Source organism: Streptomyces sp. ActVer (genome assembly GCF_027270795.1).
Classification (GTDB): Bacteria; Actinomycetota; Actinomycetes; order Streptomycetales; family Streptomycetaceae; genus Streptomyces; species Streptomyces umbrinus_A.
Map to the genome: position 1 here is coordinate 19,910 of NZ_JAPWHT010000034.1, position 19,633 is coordinate 39,542.

Annotated in this window: 23 protein-coding genes; all 23 read left to right on the forward strand. The window is 71.6% G+C overall.

The genetic code is table 11. From position 1 onward, the window contains the following. Window positions 1-58: 58 nt before the first annotated feature. Entirely contained in the window at window positions 59-520 is a 462-nt protein-coding gene (locus tag O3Q52_RS08490) for a DUF6238 family protein (protein ID WP_119581276.1), read from the forward strand. Between the two features lie 28 nt (window positions 521-548). Further along, entirely contained in the window at window positions 549-2,084 is a 1,536-nt protein-coding gene (locus O3Q52_RS08495; RefSeq protein WP_119581275.1) for a VirB4 family type IV secretion system protein, read from the forward strand. Then, window positions 2,081-2,647, forward strand: coding sequence for a hypothetical protein (locus O3Q52_RS08500; RefSeq protein ID WP_269648193.1), 567 nt, complete (start codon window positions 2,081-2,083; stop codon window positions 2,645-2,647). The genes O3Q52_RS08495 and O3Q52_RS08500 overlap by 4 nt, the downstream gene beginning before the upstream one ends. Window positions 2,648-2,914: 267 nt before the next feature. Next, on the forward strand, window positions 2,915-3,832 hold the full coding sequence (locus tag O3Q52_RS08505) for a hypothetical protein (protein WP_269648194.1): 918 nt from the start codon (window positions 2,915-2,917) through the stop codon (window positions 3,830-3,832). A gap of 213 nt (window positions 3,833-4,045) precedes the next feature. After that, window positions 4,046-4,825, forward strand: a complete 780-nt coding sequence (locus tag O3Q52_RS08510; RefSeq protein WP_269648195.1) for a hypothetical protein — start codon at window positions 4,046-4,048, stop codon at window positions 4,823-4,825. Beyond that, window positions 4,809-5,780, forward strand: a complete 972-nt coding sequence (locus O3Q52_RS08515) for a hypothetical protein (protein WP_269648196.1) — start codon at window positions 4,809-4,811, stop codon at window positions 5,778-5,780. The genes O3Q52_RS08510 and O3Q52_RS08515 overlap by 17 nt, the downstream gene beginning before the upstream one ends. Before the next feature lie 158 nt (window positions 5,781-5,938). After that, the gene (locus tag O3Q52_RS08520) at window positions 5,939-6,448 is read left to right on the forward strand and encodes a hypothetical protein (RefSeq protein ID WP_269648197.1); all 510 of its coding nucleotides are present in this window, start codon (window positions 5,939-5,941) and stop codon (window positions 6,446-6,448) included. Window positions 6,449-6,751: 303 nt separating this feature from the next. Next, on the forward strand, window positions 6,752-7,531 hold the full coding sequence (locus O3Q52_RS08525; protein ID WP_269648198.1) for a hypothetical protein: 780 nt from the start codon (window positions 6,752-6,754) through the stop codon (window positions 7,529-7,531). Between the two features lie 47 nt (window positions 7,532-7,578). Continuing rightward, complete coding sequence (locus tag O3Q52_RS08530) at window positions 7,579-8,214, forward strand: hypothetical protein (protein ID WP_269648199.1); 636 nt, start codon at window positions 7,579-7,581, stop codon at window positions 8,212-8,214. Window positions 8,215-8,262: 48 nt separating this feature from the next. After that, window positions 8,263-9,015, forward strand: a complete 753-nt coding sequence (locus O3Q52_RS08535; protein WP_269648210.1) for a glycosyltransferase — start codon at window positions 8,263-8,265, stop codon at window positions 9,013-9,015. Continuing rightward, window positions 9,015-9,548, forward strand: coding sequence for a hypothetical protein (locus O3Q52_RS08540; protein ID WP_269648200.1), 534 nt, complete (start codon window positions 9,015-9,017; stop codon window positions 9,546-9,548). The genes O3Q52_RS08535 and O3Q52_RS08540 overlap by 1 nt, the downstream gene beginning before the upstream one ends. Window positions 9,549-9,789: 241 nt before the next feature. Then, a complete protein-coding gene (locus O3Q52_RS08545; RefSeq protein ID WP_269648211.1) occupies window positions 9,790-10,242 on the forward strand; it encodes a hypothetical protein in 453 nt (150 codons plus the stop codon). Further along, window positions 10,239-11,429 (forward strand): hypothetical protein, encoded by a 1,191-nt coding sequence (locus tag O3Q52_RS08550; protein ID WP_269648201.1) that lies wholly within the window; start codon window positions 10,239-10,241, stop codon window positions 11,427-11,429. Before O3Q52_RS08545 ends, O3Q52_RS08550 begins: the two co-directional genes overlap by 4 nt. Window positions 11,430-11,447: 18 nt before the next feature. Further along, complete coding sequence (locus O3Q52_RS08555) at window positions 11,448-12,722, forward strand: MFS transporter (protein WP_269648202.1); 1,275 nt, start codon at window positions 11,448-11,450, stop codon at window positions 12,720-12,722. A gap of 288 nt (window positions 12,723-13,010) precedes the next feature. Further along, window positions 13,011-13,232: a hypothetical protein gene (locus O3Q52_RS08560; protein WP_119583580.1), complete on the forward strand. Its 222-nt coding sequence runs from the start codon at window positions 13,011-13,013 to the stop codon at window positions 13,230-13,232. Next, window positions 13,229-13,351 carry a hypothetical protein gene (locus tag O3Q52_RS08565; protein WP_269648203.1) on the forward strand — a complete coding sequence of 41 codons (123 nt, stop codon included), beginning with the start codon at window positions 13,229-13,231 and terminating at the stop codon, window positions 13,349-13,351. Before O3Q52_RS08560 ends, O3Q52_RS08565 begins: the two co-directional genes overlap by 4 nt. A gap of 75 nt (window positions 13,352-13,426) precedes the next feature. Then, window positions 13,427-14,563, forward strand: coding sequence for an AAA family ATPase (locus O3Q52_RS08570; RefSeq protein WP_269648212.1), 1,137 nt, complete (start codon window positions 13,427-13,429; stop codon window positions 14,561-14,563). After that, window positions 14,560-16,359 (forward strand): hypothetical protein, encoded by a 1,800-nt coding sequence (locus tag O3Q52_RS08575; RefSeq protein ID WP_269648204.1) that lies wholly within the window; start codon window positions 14,560-14,562, stop codon window positions 16,357-16,359. The genes O3Q52_RS08570 and O3Q52_RS08575 overlap by 4 nt, the downstream gene beginning before the upstream one ends. A 225-nt stretch (window positions 16,360-16,584) precedes the next feature. Then, entirely contained in the window at window positions 16,585-17,058 is a 474-nt protein-coding gene (locus O3Q52_RS08580; protein ID WP_119580312.1) for a hypothetical protein, read from the forward strand. Between the two features lie 99 nt (window positions 17,059-17,157). Beyond that, on the forward strand, window positions 17,158-17,583 hold the full coding sequence (locus tag O3Q52_RS08585; RefSeq protein ID WP_119580311.1) for a hypothetical protein: 426 nt from the start codon (window positions 17,158-17,160) through the stop codon (window positions 17,581-17,583). After that, the gene (locus O3Q52_RS08590) at window positions 17,580-18,425 is read left to right on the forward strand and encodes a relaxase/mobilization nuclease (RefSeq protein WP_269648205.1); all 846 of its coding nucleotides are present in this window, start codon (window positions 17,580-17,582) and stop codon (window positions 18,423-18,425) included. The genes O3Q52_RS08585 and O3Q52_RS08590 overlap by 4 nt, the downstream gene beginning before the upstream one ends. 13 nt (window positions 18,426-18,438) lie before the next feature. Further along, on the forward strand, window positions 18,439-18,999 hold the full coding sequence (locus O3Q52_RS08595; RefSeq protein ID WP_269648206.1) for a hypothetical protein: 561 nt from the start codon (window positions 18,439-18,441) through the stop codon (window positions 18,997-18,999). A gap of 22 nt (window positions 19,000-19,021) precedes the next feature. Further along, window positions 19,022-19,633: hypothetical protein (locus O3Q52_RS08600; RefSeq protein ID WP_269648207.1), on the forward strand; the 612-nt coding region annotated here is incomplete at its 3' end.

Genomic DNA, 19,633 nt, shown 5'->3' on the forward strand with positions numbered 1-19,633 from the left:
CGCCGCTCTTCGAACATCCGTCACCGCCCCTGCCTGCCGGCAGGAAGGACCACCACCTTTGACCTCGCCCACGCGTCCGGACGACGCGCACCCCTACCTCCGCGCCGCAAGCGCCGGCGTCCGCCACCACACCCGGGCCCTGGCACCGTCGGACGCGAACCCGCCCCGGCCAGCGGACCGCGTGCACGTTGACGTGCTGCACGCCCACCTCACCGCCCTGCACCAGCTCATGGACCGCCTCGCCGAAAACACCCGGCCTGCGCACCCCGCCGCCGGCCGCCACCTCGCCACCGCGCACACCCGCCTCTGGCAGGCCACCAGCGAGGTCCACTCCGCCTTCCACCTGCTGCCCAACAGCGCAGCAGCAGAAGCCGAGTCGAGCGCATGCCATCCGGAGCGGCTTCCTGAGGGACCGCCCGTGCTCACGATCTGCCAGCGCCACCTCGCCGCCGGGCATGTCATCCGCCGCAAGACCACCCCCACCGACCTCCGCCCGCACACCACAGCCTGCGTGCGATGAGCACTACCCGCAGAAACGAGGGCCACCGATGAACCACCGGCCCGCCCGCCGCGCGCGCCGCGCCTCCGCCAGCCCGCTCTTCACCCCCCACGGCACCGATCGCGCCAGCCGCAAGGCCGCCCGTCGCCAGCTCGCCGAGGCCACCGCCAAGGCCCGCGCGCAAGCCAGTGCCCACCAGAGTGAGAGCACGTCCGCCGCCCACGAGATGCCCACCGCGCTCTACCCGGCGAACGGACGTCCCGGACCCGCCTCCGCGCGTCACAACCGGCTGAAGCTGCCCGCCCACCGCATGACCACCGCGGTCGCGGCCGGTGCCTATCCCTTCTTGGCCGAAGGCGGACTCGGCGCCGAGGGCATCTACATCGGGCGCGATGTCCACGCCGAGGCCAGCTTCGTCTTCGATCCGTTCGCTCTGTACGGCAAGGTCGAGGGATTCACCAACCCGAACCTCTTGCTCGCCGGGGTCATCGGCCAGGGCAAGAGCGCGCTCGCCAAGTCCTTCGCGCTGCGTTCGGTGGCCTTCGGATACCGCGTCTACGTCCCGTGCGACCCGAAGGGCGAATGGACGCCGGTGGCACAAGCCCTCGGTGGCCGGTCCGTCGCTCTCGGCCCCGGACTGCCCGGACGGCTGAACCCCTTGGACGCGGCCCCGCGCCCGCACAGCGTCTCCGAGGACGACTGGGTCGGCGAGATCCGCAAACGGCGCCTGCTCCTGCTCGGCTCCCTGGCCCGGACGGTCCTGGGCCGGGACCTGATGCCCATGGAGCACACCGCCCTGGACGTCGCCCTGGACGCCGTCGTCACCCGCGCCGTCCACACTGGCCGCACCCCGCTGCTCGGCGATGTCGCCGCCACCCTCAACAACCCCAGTGCGCTCGACGAGGCCGCCGGGATGATGTCGGGCCAACTCGGCGACGCCGCCCGCGACCTGGCCCACGCCATGCGCCGCCTCGTCCACGGTGACCTGGCCGGCATGTTCGACGCCCCCTCCACCGTCGCCTTCGACCCGAACGCACCGATGCTCACCATCGACCTCTCCCGGCTCGGCGGATCCGGCGACGACACCGCCCTCGTCCTGGCGATGACCTGCGCGAGTGCCTGGATGGAGTCCGCCCTCTCCGACCCGTCCGGCGGCCGGCGCTGGATCGTGTACGACGAGGCGTGGCGGTTGATGCGGCACGTCGGCCTGCTGCAGCGCATGCAGGCCCAGTGGAAGCTCAGCCGCGGCCTCGGCATCGCCAACCTCATGGTGATCCACCGGCTGTCTGACCTGCTCACCGCCGGCGACGCCGGATCACAAGGCCGGGCCTTGGCCGAGGGCCTCCTCGCCGACTGCAGCACCCGCATCATCTACCGCCAGGAGACCGACCAACTCCACGCCGCGGCCTCGCTGCTCGGCCTGACCTCCGTCGAAATGGACGCCATCGCCCACCTCAACCGAGGGCGTGGCCTGTGGAAAGTCGCCGGACGATCTTTCATCGTGCAGCACCTCCTGCACGCGTACGAGCTGGCACTCTTCGACACCGACGCCCGAATGCATAAAAAAGCCGTAAAAGACTCATGAAACCTGATATCCGGCGTGAGCTGATCCCGCGCGCCACCACGCTCCACCTCATCGACGCGCTCAACGCCGTGAGGGGCAAACTCTCCGGCGCGTTCGAGCAGTGGGAGCTGCTGGACGACACCGGTCGCGTCCCGGCCTCGCCGTCCTACACCGCGCTTCTCCAGCACGTCACCGGCGCACAGACGCTCGCCCGTGATGTCGTCCAGCTGACCGCGGACTTCGCCCGGATCACCTCCAGTACGAACCGTGCTGGCAGCGCCGTCCTCGCCCATCTGGCGTCGGCGGTCACCCTGTCGAGCCAGGCCGTACCGCACTTCGCCGAGACCGCACAGACCGCGCTCTCACCGCCCCGGCCGCACAGCGAGAACGACAGCTACGTCCGTGACAACCGCATGGTCGTCGAACACGCGACGGCGCGTGCCTGTCTGCGGCGCGCGGCACAGGCGCTCGGTGACGCAGTCCAGGAACTCACCGACCACCTCGACTTCCACCGCTTCTTCCTCACGCCCTCCCACCGCCAGAGCCCGGTACCGCCGCCCAAACCGCGCGGTCGCCACCGCTGACCCGGACCGGCCCCACCCTTTCAAGGAGCCCTCTGAACCGCCCCGCCCACCTCAGCGACGCCGACTGGGCCGACTACCAGCAGTGCCAGGCCGAGCACGACGACCTCATCGCACAAGTCGCCGAACGCGAAGCCCAAATGGAACACGACCTGATCGCCGCCTACGACGACTACGAACTCGATTTCGCTCCCGTGCCGAAGCCCGAAGCCGACCCCGCACGCCGGACACCCCCCTCCCACCACGCGCCGGCCTCCCGCAGGAGGAACCGTGGCCGCTGACCAGGAGAACACTCCAGAGGCCCGCCGCGCGGCTGCGCTCGCACCGCTTCCCGACCACCGCAACGTGGACACCCCGTGGTGGCAGGAGCTGTGGCGCCGCCACGCGCACATCACCACGCCACTGCGAGAGCGCGGGCTGGAGTGCGACATCGAGTTCGGCCTCAGCGCCTACATCGTGCGCGTATCCCTCCCCGACGGCAGTTGCCTGATCATCGGTCCGCCGCAGGAGCCCCCCTCCGACCGCCCGCCGGGAAGTCCGGAGGGCTGGATCGCGACCCGCGAGCACCCCGACGACCCGTCGCTGTCCGAGGTCCTCTACGACTCGGCACCCTCCGACGACCCCGGTGCACCCCAGCGGCCCGAAGCCCGGCACGGCGGCAGCGCCCAGCCCCTGATCGAGGCGATCGACCATCGCCTCGATCAGCTCGGACTGCTGCCAACTCCCTCCTCGCCCACCGCCCGTACGCCCGTGTCCGCAGCCGAGCCGGCGCCCCGCGCCCTCGAGCCCGCGGACGTCTCCGGCAACGCGGACCGCACCTTCGTCTACGGCGACGCACTCCTCGCTCTCACCGACCGGCTCAACGCCACCGAGTCACCTGCGGACGCCGCCGCCCTGCTGCACCAGATCCTGGACCCCACCAGCGGCCTGCTGGAACGGCTCGGCGAGTTCTTCGAAGCAGCCGCGGAAAAGGCCAAGGAATCCGAGCAGGACGACGGATTCGACCTCCACTACGACCTTCAGGACGCGGCGGCCACCCTGCGCAGTCTCGGCGAGGACCTGCACACCGCTGTCGACCGCATGCGTGCCCTGGCCCCCGCGCGCCGGACCACCCGGGCCGGTCTCCCGCCGGGTCCGAGCCCGGGGCCACCGACGGCGACCACCGCCGTGCCCGGCCGCACCCGGTGAACCAGGCACACCCGACGCTCGCCGCGCCCTCGCCCGGCTCAAAGACCAGGAATGTGCCGCCTTCCCGAAATGGCGAGGTCCACCAGCCGCAGGCCCCACGTCGTGGACTTCCGCCCGGCAGGCAGGTGGCCCGGACGGCGGTCGGCGTCGCCTCCGGGGAGGTACACGGTGCGCTATCTCGGCACTCCCTCGGGGCCTGAGATTCGGGCTGCGATGAGCGCCGGACGCATCGGCTGTATGACCACCCCGGCGCAAGGCAGTCGGATCCCCGAGGGTGCGCTGTATGCCTGTGACAACTCCAAGTTCGGCAGCGACGGCAAGGGCCGCTACTGGCCCGGAGCCCAAGCATGGTTCGCCTGGCTGCACCGGACCGTTGAACGGTACGGGCCGGATCGCTGCCTGTGGGCGCTCGCCCCGGACCAGCCGTTCGACGCCGCCGGCACCCTCACCGAGTCCCTGCCGTGGCTGGCCCGCATCCGCGAACTCGGCGTGCCCGCGGCCTACGCGGCCCAGGACGGCTGCGATACACCCGGGCTGCTGCCCTGGGACGACTTCGACGTCCTGTTCCTGGCCGGATCGACCGAGTGGAAACTCGGCCCCGTCGCCGAACGGCTGGCCCGCGAGGCGAAGGCCCGCGGCAAAGGCGTGCACATGGGCCGCGTCAACTCCCGGATCAGGCTGGGGATAGCCGAGTGGTTCGGCTGCGACAGCGCCGACGGCACCTACCTCGCGTTCGGGCCCGACAAGAACCTGCCCAAACTCCTGACCTGGCTCGACGAACTCGATGGCCGCCCCTCCCTCATCGGCGGCACACACCCCTTCGCCGCCCCCGACGCTCCGTCGACGACTCCGCCTCCGCGAGCAGACCTCCGACGACGTGTACCGCCAGGTCACGAGGCTGCCCTGAGATCGAAGAAATACCCGCCCACGGCGACAAGCGATGTAGCCCCCGCCCTCCCGACACCACGAGGTCCCCGTGCCAGAACCCGCTGAACAGTCGACGCCGCACCGGTCGCAGCAGCAGAACCTCGAACTGCGCAGTACCTCCGAGCCCCTCGAACTGCTCGACCACACCGGCCACGTCCCGGACGATGGCGGGTCACCGGCCGGAGCCTCATCGTCGGACATCAACTCCACTCGCACGAGCCTGGCGTTGCTCGACACTGACGGACCTGCAGACAAGCCCACGCCCGCCATTAGCCTCGGCGATCACGACCAGATCGGTGTCATCGCTCTCACCAGCAACGACGCCCCCGCTGCAGCCCACACCCTCCTTACCGACCACGGCTTCTGGCGCCCACGTGGCGTCTTCGGCTCCATCCTGATCCACGACAGGTACGACCACGACGTTCCGGCCCGCCTCACGCGGTTCCTCGCCGATGCCGACCGACAAGGCATCGGCGTGGAATACCACCTGCCCCGCATCTTCGCGGACGCCGGTTCTCCCGCTGCGGGCAAGCGCGTCGAAGACCTGTGGCGCGACAACCAGCAACGGGAGTACCGCCGTTCACAGCGTGAGGCCGTCCGCATCTCCACCTCCGGCAGCGATCTGGAGTCCCTCGCCCACGGCCTGTGTCACCGTCTGCCCGGCGAATGGGCTTCCTGCATCACCGACTTCGCCGATCCGGACAGCCAGCTCGACTTCTTCGACGACCTGTGGGACAACGCGTCTTTGGCCAGTGCCTGGATGCAATTCCGCGTTCCCCGCGCCGCGATCCTCACCGGCCCCAACCGCCTCGAGCTCGTCGTGATCGACCGCCCGCTGCACCGCGGGCAGGTTCTCGTCGGCGCGCTATCCCTGCACGGCATCACCCACGACTACTTCGGCGACGACAACGCCCCGCACGCGATCGCAGTCCCCGCCGAGGCAGTCCGCGCCGCGCACACGGTCTCCCGGCGGCTCCTGCCCCGCTACCGCCAGGCCGCCCGGCGCCTCAGGAAACCATGACCGCGTCCCGCACCGATCTGTCCGCCTCCGAGGGCCCACCGACCCGCCCGCCCACAGCAGCGCCCGGCATACAGCCGACGGCGAGCACGCCGTCCCCAGCACGGCGGTAGACGCCCCCACCCCTCCTGGAGTTCCCGCTGTCCGATCCTGACCAGCGGATGCTGCTGCACGACGTGGCCGACCGGCTCAACGCCGTGGCCGACCACCTCCCGCTCCCCGACCAGATCCAACCGGACCCGGCCCTGAGCGAGATCCTGGACGACGAAGTCCGCCACCTGGCCAGCCTGCTGACCTACCTCGTCGGCGAGAGCGCCTTCCGCCACCGGGCCGCCGCCCGCTACCCGACCCGCGTCACGGCCACCCACCGCCGCACCACGCTCGCGCTCGCCCAAGCGGCCGAGCCCACCAGTGCCGCGCTCGCCGCCCTCGGCTCGGCCGTGCACCACCTCGGCCTCCTCGCCGAACTCACCCACCAAGCACCTGGTCCTACCCGCACCCGGGCGATCGCCTCCACGTACCCGGGTCTCGTGGACCGGCTCGGTGAGAGCCGCACCTGCCTCGCCCGCGCCGCGAAGCAACTACGTGCCGCCGCCGATACACGGGCGGCACCGGCCGTGACCGCGCCGTCCCCGCCGACGGCATCCGCCACCGCATCCCGTACCCGCTAACCCGCTATTTCCCGGAGCCTCCTGATTCCCCTGCACACCTCCGCACGCCGCACCGCCCTCCTGCTCACCGCCGCATCCGTCGCGCTGACCGCGTCCGCCTGCGCCACTTCCGGCAGCCCGGACGCCGACACCACAGCCAGGGATACCCGCAGCAGCGCCTCCCCCACCCCGACCGCCGAGCCGGCACTGACGAAGAAGGAGGCCCTCGCCCAGATCTCCCACTACTCCAAGATCAACAACGAGGCCAACACCGACCGCGACCGGCGCCTGCTCGACACGGTCGAGGACGGCCCGCTGTACGCGATGTCCATCTCGGACTACACCGAGACCGAAGGGCTTCCCGCAGCGGACCGCAAGCCGTACAAGCCGTGGTCCTACGACTCGGCAAACGCCGAGCTGTACATCCCGCGCCTGGAAGCGGGGCAGAACCGCTGGTTCGCCGCAGCGCTCTCGGATCAGAAGGGCAAGGCGCCCTCGCGTCTGGCAGTGTTCGCCGAACGCCCCCAGCACAAGCGCTGGGAGATGGTCTCCGTCGTCGACCTGGACAGCCAGAAGCTGCCGGACATCGCCCTCGACCGGGACGGGTACGCGACGGCCGTTCCCGCCGCCGGCAACAAGCGGCTGGCAGCGGACGCCGACCTGCTGCGCGCAGCCGTGCTCGACAACTTCGCCATCGGAGGCACGGACATCGGGACGAAGGTCTTCGCCCCGACCAAGGCAAGCAAACGGCAGATCGAGGTTCACGACAAGACCGGCACCCGCTACGGGAACCAGGGCACCACCGTCTTCGCCGGCGCCGCGAACCGCTACACGAACGCCTACGCCCTCAAGACCACCGACGGCGGCGCGTTGATCCTCTTCTCCCACACGCACACCCAGACCGACGCCGTCGCGCACTCCGGCCTGCAGATCAACCCCGGCAAGGACGACCGGGCCTGGCTCCACGACGTGCCCCGCACCTCCATCACGTACACGTTCGTGTGCAACGACGCCGCCACCGTCCCCGCGAAGGCCGCACCGTCCCGACTGATCGGCTACACCTGCGCCCGCACAGACGCCTCCGGCCCCCCGGTCGCCTTCTGACCGGACCGCGTGTAAACGCACCACCCCTGACGGGCCGCGCGCCCCTGATGGCCGCCCTCGTCCCCGCTACCCTGCTCGATCCGGAGAACTCCCTGTCCACACGTTCCTTCATCGCCCGCCCCACCACCGGCACGGGATACAGCGGCATCCACGTCCAGCTCGACGGCGTACCCAGCCACCACCTGCCGCTGCTCCTGGCCGCCTACCAGTACAAGTTCGGACGCGACGTGGAAGCCATGTCCCGTCACCTCATCGACGACGTCGCCGTCGGCTGGGACGAGCTGGGCACCGATCTCCTCGACGGCGCCCCGCCCTCGCTCGTGGCCGCGCTGACCGGCGGCGAGCAGTGGCCCAGCCGTAACCTCGACCCCCTGATCACCCCGGACGGCTCCCCGCCGGTGCGCATGTCGGTCACCGACGAGACCGCCGACGAACAGGACATGCAGTGGGGGTACATCCTGCACAAGGAGGGCATCGAGGTGATCAGCCTCCTCCACGAGGACATCGGCCCGGTCGTGGACTGGGCCATCGACCCGCGGACCGCCTTCAACGACCACCCTGCGGCCTGGTCCTCCCTCGACCCCGCACCGGTTACCCGGGCATCGCGCAGCACGCCGCCCCCGGGCGCTCCCGCCGCATCCCCCGCGAAGGCCCACCCCCCGCGTCCCGCCACGCGCCGCTAGTTCACTCTCGTCTTCCCGGAGCCTTCCCTGCCCCCGCACACCCCGCCCCTGATCACCGTCGTCATCGCCAGCCGCCTGCGCGAAGACAGGCTCGACTACCTGACCGCCATGCACGCCAGCCTCACCCGGCAGTCCGTGCCGTGGGAGGCCGTGATCGCGCTCGACGGCGCCTCGCCGGACCGCCTGCCCGACCCGCTCGCGCAGGACTCCCGCGTCCGCACGCTTGCGCTGCCCCGCCCGGTCGGCGCCGCCTGCGCCCGGAACCTGGCCCTCGCCCATGTCCGCACCCGGTACTCCAACTGGGCAGGTGACGATGATGAGTTCACCGACGACGCCATGTCCGTACGGCTGAACATCCTGGAATCGACGGGAGTCGGCTGGTGTGCGGGATGGAGCGAGGACCGGCACCCCGATGGCTCGACCACCCTGTGGCGATGCCCCGCCCCGCCCGGCCGGCACGAGGCCGGCGACGTGTGGACGTACTGGAAGTCGCCGACGGACACCATCCCCATCGGGCCGACCACGATCCTCGCCCGCACCAACCTGGTGCGCGCCGCTCCGATGGGCGGCCTCGTCCAGGGCGAGGACTACTGCGCGGCCCTCGGCGTGACCGCTCTTGCACCCGGAATCCTGCTAGCGGTTCCCGTGTACCGGTACCGCAAACACCCTGGCCAGATGACCCGCCAGGACGCCCATGACGTCCTGGAGCCGGAGGCTCGGCGGCATGCGTGGAACTACGGAGGCAGCCTGCGAGCCGCCCTCCGCGCCCGGGAGACAAGCGCTGCGGCCGGGGTGGTCTGATGTCTTCCTCCGTCACTCCGGCCACATTCGACTACCTAGCCAGGCGTCTGGAGGAACTGGCTGCCTCATTCCCCACCAGCCCCGACGCCGTCGACCTGGTCACGCTCGCCGACGACATCGGCGTGCTGGCCCACCATCTGCGGCACACCATCGAACACGCGCAGGAACGGTTCACCACACCGCAGACGGTCTACCTGCCCGAACGCGTCGCCCTGGTCCAGCTCGCCCGGGCCGCCGCCGGTATCACGCGAGGTCTGGACACGCTCGCCGAAGCCCTGACCTATGCCACGAGCGGCTTCCAGCGCGAGGCCGTGGAGGATCTCGCCCACTCGCCTCTGCGCAACGACCCTGAAGTCCTGCGGATCATGACGGCCGAGAAGTACGTCGCGGCCCGCGCACGCCTGCGCCACACCGCCGCCGCCCTGCGCGCGGCCTCCACCCCGGCACCGTCTGGGGCGTCCACACCGCGCACGACCGGCCCACGGGCCCAGCCAGCTGCCGCCGCCCAGTCACGGCAGCCGAACCGCCACTGAACGACGCCAGCAGACCCCGGGATGCCCCCGAACCCTCTTGCCGAGATCCGGCTCGCCTACAGCCGCGCCGCCGCCCTGGCCGCCATCGCCCACGGCGAGCAGTACCAGTGGGCCAACGCCGCCTTGGAGTCCCGACGTTCGCCCAGCCCGCCCCGGCGGCCCCGCCCCTTGAAACCAGCCCGGCGTACCACGCCCCATCCACCGACCCTCGCCGCTGACCAGCAGAAAGAAGGATCCCTCTCTGTCCGACCACTTCCGCTTCCGTGCCCATCCCGAACACGGTTTCGTCGCTACCGCCGCACCGAGCTTCGCCCCTCACCTGGCCGAGTGGTTCCTCGTCCGCGAGCAGTTCGAGCCCGTCCCCTTTTCGCCGGGCCTGTACCGGCTCACCGAGCCGGAACGCGATGGGCTGCGCCGTACCCGCCAAGCCGTCCACGACCTGCGCAGCCTCGGCTACAGCGTGCAGGCCGACGTTCGCCTCGACCCGTCGCTCGCCGCCGGGCCGCCACGCCCGGACCGGCCGAACGGGCTCCAGGAGCGCCGCAGCCGTCTCGCCCAAGCCGCAGCCGGCAGAACGACGCAGCGCGCCACACCGCCCACCACTTCCCCGCCCTCGGCCCGACCGATCCCGCCGAAGCCCGCCTACGCACCGACCGTCCACCTGACGGCCTCGGGCAGTGGACGGTCCCGATGACGCCCGCGAGCGATCCGACCCCGGACGGCTCCGTCCCGGTGACACCGGAACTCGCGGACGGTGCACGCAACTTCCGGCTGCGGATGGCGGTCATCGACCGCGAGAGCGAGGTCGCGCTCGACATGGCATGCGACCGCTACGGTCGCATCGTCCACGCAGGCGCCGCGGCAGCCGCACGGGCTCACCGCAACAGGGCGGCGGTGGAGGCGTACACCACGCACCTCGCCCCGCACGCCGACACTCTGCTCGACGCCGCCCGCCGTGCGCTGGACGAGCTGCCACCCGCCCGGCACCTGGCCGGGTGGCGGGCCGTGCTGGACGGCCTGGCGGCCTCCGCCGCCGAGATCCGCCGGGCCCTCGACCGGCCGGCCGCCCCCGGCTCCCCGGCCGAACGCGCACAGCACTCGGCCCTGTGGCCGCACCTCGCCGCCTGGGCGGATCACAGCTTCATCGCCAGTGACCTCGCCGACCAGAACAAACACCGTCATCACAGGGCCCCGCTGACCGACGAGGAACAGTGGATGTGGACGGAGAGGGCCCAGGCCGCGCGGCAGCGGGGCGAGCTGGAGCTGACCGAGTCGTGGTACGCCGCCGACGGGCAGCCGATCACCCTCGCCCACCTCATCGAGAACGATGACTCGACGCTGGTCGCGCTGCGAGGCGACCCGGATGCACCGGGCTGGCAGGTGATCGGGCACTACGCCCACGAATACGAGGCAGGGAAGGTACTGCCTGCCCCGGTCCCGCCTGGCGTGCTGCGCGCGGACGTCTCCCGGTTCAACCGCCCGGCGCCGGTCCCGGAGGTGTCGCTGCAGGAACTCATCCGCGACGTCGTCGAAGGCCGGACCGCAGGAGACGCCTCCGAAGCTCTCCTCGGCGCCGTCCAGCGCGGCTACACCCCGGGCCCGATGGTCCGTCTCCAGGAACTCCTGGAAACAAGCAGCCAGTTCGCCGGCGCGCTGGAGACCGTGCAGGGCCGCCAGATCGCCGCCCGCCTCTCGGCGCTGGGCCGGCAGATCGAGTTCCTCACCCGCGAAGTCGAGGAGGCGGCCGAGGACCTCGGCGCGACCGTCGCCGTCCTGCCGCCGCACCGCACCCCCGTGCCGCGCGTCCGCCCGCGTCCGGCCGTGGACACCGCACCACCCACGCCGCCGCCCCGCGCCATCACGCCCGCCCGCCACCGCTAAGCACCGAGAAAGCACCCGTTGTCCCTGACCGCATCCCCGGCCCCGGCCCCGGCCCCGAGCATCTCCTACGGCGCGGTGCTGGGCAGCCCGTACGTCGCCCGCCTCCTCGGCGGCACCCTCACCGGCCGACTTCCCAACGGCATGGCGCCCATCGCCATCCTTCTGTTGGCCACCGCGAGTGGCAGTAGCATCGCCTTCGGCGGGCTGCTCAGCGCCCTGTACGGGCTGTCCTCCGCGCTGTCCCAGCCGGTCAAGGGACGCCTCATGGACCGCCACGGCCAGAGCGCGGTGCACCTTCCGGCAGCCCTGCTCAACTCGGCCCTCCTGGTGGCTCTGCCCCTGGCCGGACCGTACGGCGGACCGGGCCTCGCCACGGCCATCGTCGTCGTCGGCGGCCTGACCACGCCTCCCCTGGAGGCCGGGCTCCGGGCGCTGTGGCCGAGCGTGCTGCCAGACCCCCGGCTGCGGCACGCCGCGCTCGCGCTCGACACCGGCACGCAGGGCCTGCTGTACATCGTCGGCCCCCTGCTCTCCGCCGCGCTCGCCTCCGCGTACAACCCCGCCGTCGCGCTCGCCGTCACCGCAGCCCTCGGCCTGGCCGGCACCGCTGCGGTCGCCCTCGCTCCGCCGTCGCGACGCTGGCGACCCGAACCGTTCGTGGGGCAGGACGCGGCCCCGGCTCGACAGTTGGCCACCCCTGCCGTGTTGCTGCTGTTCGTTTCCCTCACCGGCATCGGGTTCGCGATCGGAGCCATGAACGTGTGGTCCATCTCCATGGCCGAGCACCACCACCAGGACATGCTCTCGGGCATCATCCCCGCCGCGTTCTCCACCGGCGCCTTCCTCGGCGGCCTCATCTACGGAAGCCGCACCTGGACCGGCACCACCACCAGTCGACTGATCATCGCCACAGCCGCGTTCCTGGCCGGGTGGCTACCGATCCTTGCTCTTCCGGCCCCGTATGCGGCCACCGCCGCGGTCACCGTGCCCGGTGCGTTCCTGACCATCGTGGTCGCCTGCACCAACGTCACCACCGACGCCCTCACCCCGGCAGGCCGCACCAGCGAGGCGTACGCGTGGCTGATCCTCGCGATCGGCGCCGGGCAGTCCGCCGGCACCGCCCTCGCCGGACGCCTCGCCGATCAGCCTCTCGCCAGCGCTGCGCTCCCCGCCGCCGGCGCGGCCTTCGCTCTCACCGTCCTTCTCGCCGCTCGCCGGCGTCTCGACCCCACCGGACACCTGCAGTGCGGCCGGCACCGCCGCCCGCTCCGAAGCCGGTACAAGACGCCCTGATCCGGGCGCAACACCCCCACTTTCCAACCCTTTTGAGGAGATCCATTTGTGGCCGTTGTTGGTACACCCGGCTATCGGAACGTGCGGAAAGGCGAGTCAGGTAGCTGCGGGGCGGTGAGGCCCGCCCTGGAGCATGTCGGCAGTCATTGCCCATCGTTCGTGGTCCAGCCACGCACCGTTGATGTGCTGGAAGCTCCGGGCCCGCCTCGCCTTCGCCCAACACCCCACCGCTTTCCCGCCACCACCGATAGGAGACCCGCCTTGCCCGAAGCACCAGCAGAGCCGTTCATGACGATCCGGCACACCATCACCGGCGAGATCACCACCACCGGCTACAACGCCGCCGCCCGGCGGATCCTGCTCCAGGCCGGCTTCGAAGAGACGCCAGGCTGCGCCTGCCGAGCGACGGAACCCGGTACGGAGCGGACGCACGGGCCTGCTCGGCAGCCAGCGAGCTGCTCGTCGCCGACCATCCCGTGCATCTGGACCGAGCCCTCGGTCGGCCGGTGAGCGCCGACGGTACGCCCCAGTTGGCCCGGTCGCCGATGTCGGCACAGTCCGTGATCCGCTCCGAGAGCGGCCAGCCTCTCCAGCGCATCACCAACCCCGCCCGCACCCGCACCTGTTGAAGGGGCCCCGTTTTGACCACACCCGGACCGCCTACCAGTCCAGCGCGCACCAAGGGCGGCGAACTACGGGCCAAGGTGGCCCGACTGCTGGCCGACCGGCCGGCGGACACGCTCACCATCGGGGACATGGCCAGGCATCTGGGCCACTCCCACGGCGCCGTCCGCAACGCCGCCCTCACCCTGGTACGACGCGGCGAGGCCGACCAAGGCGGAACCGGACAACCGGAATTCCGCGCGAACGCGAAAACCGCCGCTGCCGCGCAGACCGCCGTGATCAGCCCACCGGGCACCCACTCTCCCCGCGCCCAGCCGGCCAGCACGACCATTCCCGCAGCAACCACGCCCAGGCAGACCGGCCCGATCCGCCGCGCGGGGGGCCAGGTCTACCACCCCCGGGAGCTGGCCGATCTGCCCGACGTCGAGGCGTTGAATCGCTTGCGCGACGCCGACGTACCGGTGCTGCTCTACGGCCCTCCGGGCACCGGCAAGACGAGCCTGGTCGAGGCGGCGTTCCCGGACCTGCTCACTGTCGCCGGTGACGGCGACACCACGGTCGGCGACTTGATCGGCGAGTACACACAGAACGACGCGGGAGCCTACGTCTTCCAGTACGGTCCGCTGGTCACCGCGATGACCGAGGGCCGCGCCCTGCTGATCGACGATGCCACCTTGATCTCACCGAAGGTCCTGGCGGCGCTGTATCCCGCGATGGACGGGCGCAGGCAGATCCAGGTCAAGGCCCACAAGGGCGAGACCATCAAGGCCGAGCCGGGCTTCTACGTGGTGGCAGGCCACAATCCCGGCGTCCACGGGGCGGTGTTGACGGAGGCGCTCGCGAGCCGGTTCAGCGTGCAAATCCAGATCGGCACGGACTATGACCTCGCCCTGGCGCTGAGGATCGATGCCCGGGTGGTCCGAGTCGCCCGACACCTCTCCCGCCAAGTCGAACTCGGCGAGCTGGGCTGGGCCCCCCAACTGCGGGAACTGCTCAGCTACCAGAAGACCGAGGCCGTCCTCGGCACCAAAGCCGCGCTCGCGAACCTCGTCGGCATCGCTCCTGTGGAGGATCGCGACGCCGTCGCCGCCGCCGTCATCAAAGCTGCCGGCGTCAAGAAGATCGCGCCCCTCACCCTCGGCAAGCAGCTCCCCGCCTCGGCCGTCCGGCAGCCCCCGGGCAGCACCGGCTCCGCACACCGGGGCCGCTCGCGATGAGCGCCCACCACCACGTCCAGCCCCCCGCCACCACGCCGGACGACGACGCCGACCTCGCGCGATGGGACGACGACGGCGCCCCGCCCGCGCAACCCCGTTCCTCCCCGGACGCGTGGCTGCGTGTGGGAGCCGAACTCGGCGATCGGCTGGTCGCCCTCTCCGGCCGCCAGGACCTCCTCGTCACCTGCCGCCCCGGCACGCGCAGCGGCGCACCGGCCGCGTTCTTCCCCACTCTGGGCGAGATCGAGTTCGACGCCGGCCTGTTCGCCCCGCTCCAGCCCCACGAGATCCATCCGCGGATCGTGGGCGACGAGGAGAGGTATCCCGCCGCCTGGGGAGTGTTCGTCCACGAGGCCGCGCACGCGGCCCACTCCGTCTGGACGGCGCCAGCCGGAGCGACCCCCCGTGTCGTCGAGGCCGCGCTCCTGCTGGAGGAGAGCCGTGTCGAAGGCGCACACCTGATCACGCGGCCCACAGACCGCACGTACCTGCGCACCAGTGCCCGAACCCTGGTCATGCCCGACATCGCCCACCCCACCCTCCAGGGCATCGAGCACGCCGCCGCCGTGGCGGCCCTGGTCCTCGGCCGCCGTGACGTCGGCATCCTGGACGCCGGCGAGACCCAGGCCGTCGCCGATCTGTGCGAAAAGGTGCTGGGCGCAAACCTGCTGGCCACACTCACCCGCATCTGGACCGCAGCCCACCAGTGCGCCGACCACGACGCCACGACCATGCTCGCGCACGCTCAAAAATGGTGCGACGCTCTGGACAGCGCGGCCCCCGCCCTGCCCGTGCCGGAGAACCTCACCGATCTGCTGTCCGGCGCCGTGGGGGTCGTCATGGACAGCACGGCAGCCACCGACGCCGCCGACCTCGCGGCACAGGCCGCAGCGACCAACGCCATGGCCGCGCAGTCCAAGGCGCAGGCTCAGGACCGCGCCCAGCGGGCCGGCCAGCGACGCAAAGCCGCCGCCACCGCCAAGTCGGTTTTCAACGCCCGTGGCACCACCGTCACCCCCGACGGCACACCGGCGCCCTACGGCAACCCGGTCACCGGCACCCGCAGGCCCACCGCCGCCGAGCAGAGTGCCGCCGCGCGCCTGAGCCGCGCCCTGCGTGCCGCCGCCTACCGCGAGCGGACCGAGGAGCGAACCACCAGCCCCACCCCGCCCGGCCGCCTCAACATGCGCGCGGCCCTCGCCCGCGACGCTCAGCGCGCGGCCGGGTCGGTCCCCACCGCGGAACCGTTCACCCACACCCGCCGCCGGAACACCCCCACCCCACCGCTGCGTGTGGGTATCGCCGTCGACGTCTCCGGCTCCATGCGTGCCGCCTGCGCGCCCGTCGCGTCCGCTGCCTGGATCGTGGCACGCGCAGCAGCCCTGACCGACCCCGACTCCCTTACCGCCACCATCGCCTATGACAGGCACCTGACCGCATTGACCCGGCCCACCCACCGAGCACCAGAGCGCGTGACGACGTTCGATGCCACCGGCGGCCACCACAACCTCGGCGACGCCATCGACGCACTCGACCACGGCCTCGAACTCAGCCGCCCCGGCGCCGGCCGCCTCCTCGTGATCGTCACCGACGCCCGGTACGCCAGCGACGAAACCGCTCAAGCCGTCACCCGCGTCAAGCAGCTCACGACCGCCGGCTGCGCCGTACTCCAACTCACCCTCACCGCGAAGTCCCACCACTTGCCGGGGACCACCCTGCTGCACCTGCCCCAGCCCTCCAGCGCTCCCGTCGCCATCGCCACGGCGGCCACAGACGCCATCCGCAGGACACGCTGAGACGACGCAGAAGGCGGAAGCGTCCCCGAGACCACCGCCAAGCCTCCAGACCACCTCCGTCCGCCGCATGAATCGTGCATCTGATGCACGACCCTCCGCAACGACGCAGGCCACCACCCCAACCGCCAACGAAAGGCACTCGATTTGAAGCCCCAGACCAGCAGCCCGACCTCGAACGTAACGCCCATCAAACGGAATTCCCCGGGGGTCAGTACCCATTGGACAGTGGAGCACGCCTGCTCCCACCAGGTGGTTCATGACCTGTCCGGCCGTCCTGCCGACAAGCGGGCAGGCTTCGCCCGCTGGCTCGCGGCGAAGGACTGCACCGACTGCTGGAAGGCCGCGCGCGACGCCGACCCCGAGTCCAAGGAGGAGTGGCTCGCGGCCAAGCGCGCCGCCGAGCAGGAGGCTGCCGTCGCGTGGGCGAAGCAGTTCGACATGCCGCAGTTGGAAGGCCCGGCCAAGGCCCTGGACTGGGGCGAGCGCTCCCGCCACCAGCTGATGACGGCCGCGCACACCGCGCTCGTCGTGGAGGGGAGTTGGGACGAGGCTGACTGGGCGGAGCTGGAGGAGAAGGCCCGCGCTATCACCGCCGCCGGATGGTGGATCGACCAGCGCGACGCCGAGGGCACTGACCTGCTGGAACTCCTCGACGCTGCCGGCGAGAACGACCGCGGTACGGAGAACCCGTTCCGCTGACGGCGGGGGAACATAGCCGGGAAACGCCGGTTAGCCAAACCGGCGTTCCTCCGGACCATTGTTCCTCCCACCCCGCCACCGATTGCGTGGAAGGAACCCATGTCCCAGCCCTCGCCCACGTCGGCCTTCGCGCCTACGCCCGACCCGCTCACCCCCGCCCGGGACATCACGCACCAGCACTTCCAGGCCGGTGACACTGTCGTTGTCCTGAAGGGGGTGGCCGGCGGGGAACTGTGGGGCGACGCGATGCGCATCGTTGCCCCGTCCTGGCACACCCCGACCGACGAGGACGGGTGGCGGCTGCGTGATGCGACCGGCGGCGCCCAGTCCTACGTCACCGGCCACCCCCGCTACCTCGTACACCTCTCGCGCCGCTGCCCGGACTGCCTGATCTACCTGCGGGCCATGGAAGACGCCCTCCTACCGCGGTACGCCGACCGCAACGAGCTGATCGACTGCGGCTGGTACACCACCACCGCCCTCAACCAGTTGGTGCACATCGCCGACGTTCGGGGCGGCCGGTGATTCCCCGCCTGCACGAGCGGACCCACACGCCGCACGGCCCGCTCGCCGAGGTGCTGGGGCGGCCGGTCTCGCCTCACGAGGGCCTGACGGAATACACGATCGTCGCCCACTGGCCGGGCCTGGATTACTTCACCCTGGACGACGAGCAGAGGATCTGGACGTCCGTCCAGTGGGCCGAGCACCTCGAAGGCCCGTATCTGGAGCATCCGTTCGCCGCCAGCCCGGACGACGACCGGCGGGCGATCCTCCACCTTGACATCCGGCTTCACCCGGACGACCGGGAGTTGACCGGCCCCGAGTGGGCTGAAATCGCTCACCGGCTCGCGCGGGCCGCCGACATCGAGATTCCCGGCAAGGAGCGCGGCTGCCGGTGGATTGCCGTTCAGGCGCAGCCCGGACGCCTCGATTTGATCGCCAATCTGATCAGCCTCGACGGCGCGTGGCACGCACCGCCCGCCGACATCCTGCGGCGCCTTGCGGACGAGGCGCGCCACATCGAGCAGGACCTCCGCCTGATTCCCGTGCGCTCCGTCCCCACGGCGCGGCCCGCCCTCCGGCCGGCGCCCACGGCATCGGCCCAGCTCGCGAGCGTCCTCACGCAGCTCGCCGACGAGCAAGTCGGTCCACTGGCCACGGTCCGCGGACTCATCGAGCACACCGCGCACCGAGTCGCACGCCAGCCCGGCGCCGCCGGCACCGACACGGCGCACCGCCTGGAGCTGATCGCCCGCCGCCTCCACGCCATCCAGCAGGACCTGGACACCACCGCGGCCCACCTGGTCCAGCCCCGGGTCGCCGCCGCACCACCCGCCGCCCGGTACACCGCCCACCGATCGCCGTAGGAGAAACGTCTCCTTGCCCCGTACCGACCGCTTCCTGGACATTCGCCGTGACCCGCACTCCGCCGAACTCCTCGCCCGCGGCGGCGACTCCGAGGCGCACAGCGTCCTGCAGCGCGCGGGTTTCATCGCCGTTGTCCGCGTCCACGAGACCTACCACCGAGCCCCCACCGGCCTCACCGAGGACGGCGAGTCCGATCTCGCCATCGACGCCGTCGCCCGCCTCCGGGCCGCCGGGTACCACGTCGACTGCGACGAGGACTTCGACACTGACTACCGGCCGGCCAGTTACCTCCCGCTGGGCTCCTCCGTAGCCCACATCGCCGAGCGCATACGCGAAGCCACCACCACGGAAGAGGCGGCCGACGCCCTGACCGAGCTGACCGCAGCCCACGACGGCATCCTCGCCGCGCTGGAGGAAGTGCTCATCGCCACCGCCGACTTCCACGACGGGCTCGGCCAGGCGGCCGACCCCTACGGCACCGAACGCGAACGCTTCGCCGTGTGCGCCTGCCCGCCCCCGCCGCGCACGCTCCCGGTCCCGCCGCCCCCCGTGGCCGCCGGACTGCGCCGCTGACCCTACTTCGCCCAAGGACACCATGCACGACTACGACACCTCCGAGCGCCTCGCCTCGTACGCCGACGTCCTCGCCGGCGAACTCCCCGACACCTGGACCAGCACTCATTTCCCGCCGGAGGCCAAGGACGACCTCGCCGAACTGGCCGACCGCATCTGGGACTTGGACCTGGTCGCCGCGTCCCTCGCCGAGCACCCGCTGCGGCAGGCAGCCGTCCTGAGCCGCCCCGACGGTGCCCAGCTCGTCCTTCTGGAAAGGCACGACGAACGCGACGGATTCCTCATCGCCGCCGTCGCCCCCCGCGCCCTGCCCGACGAGGCGTACCGCGGCGTCCCCGAGCCCAACGGCATCGCCCTGGCGGACGACCCGTTCCTGAGCGCGGAGCAGATAGCCGGCGACCTGCTCGCCCGCTACGACAGCGCCCTCGCCCAGGTCCGGCACAACGCCCTGGGCGGCATCCAGCCCTCCCAGCCGGGCCGGGTCGTCCTGACCTGGCAGCCGGACGGCAGCGTCGCCACCGCCCCCGTCGACGACCGTGCCGGCGCGATCCTCGTCGCCCACGGCTTCGTCCAGGACCCGCAGAGCGGCATCTACCGCCTCAGCGGCGACGACACCAGAGCGCAGGCGCGCGCC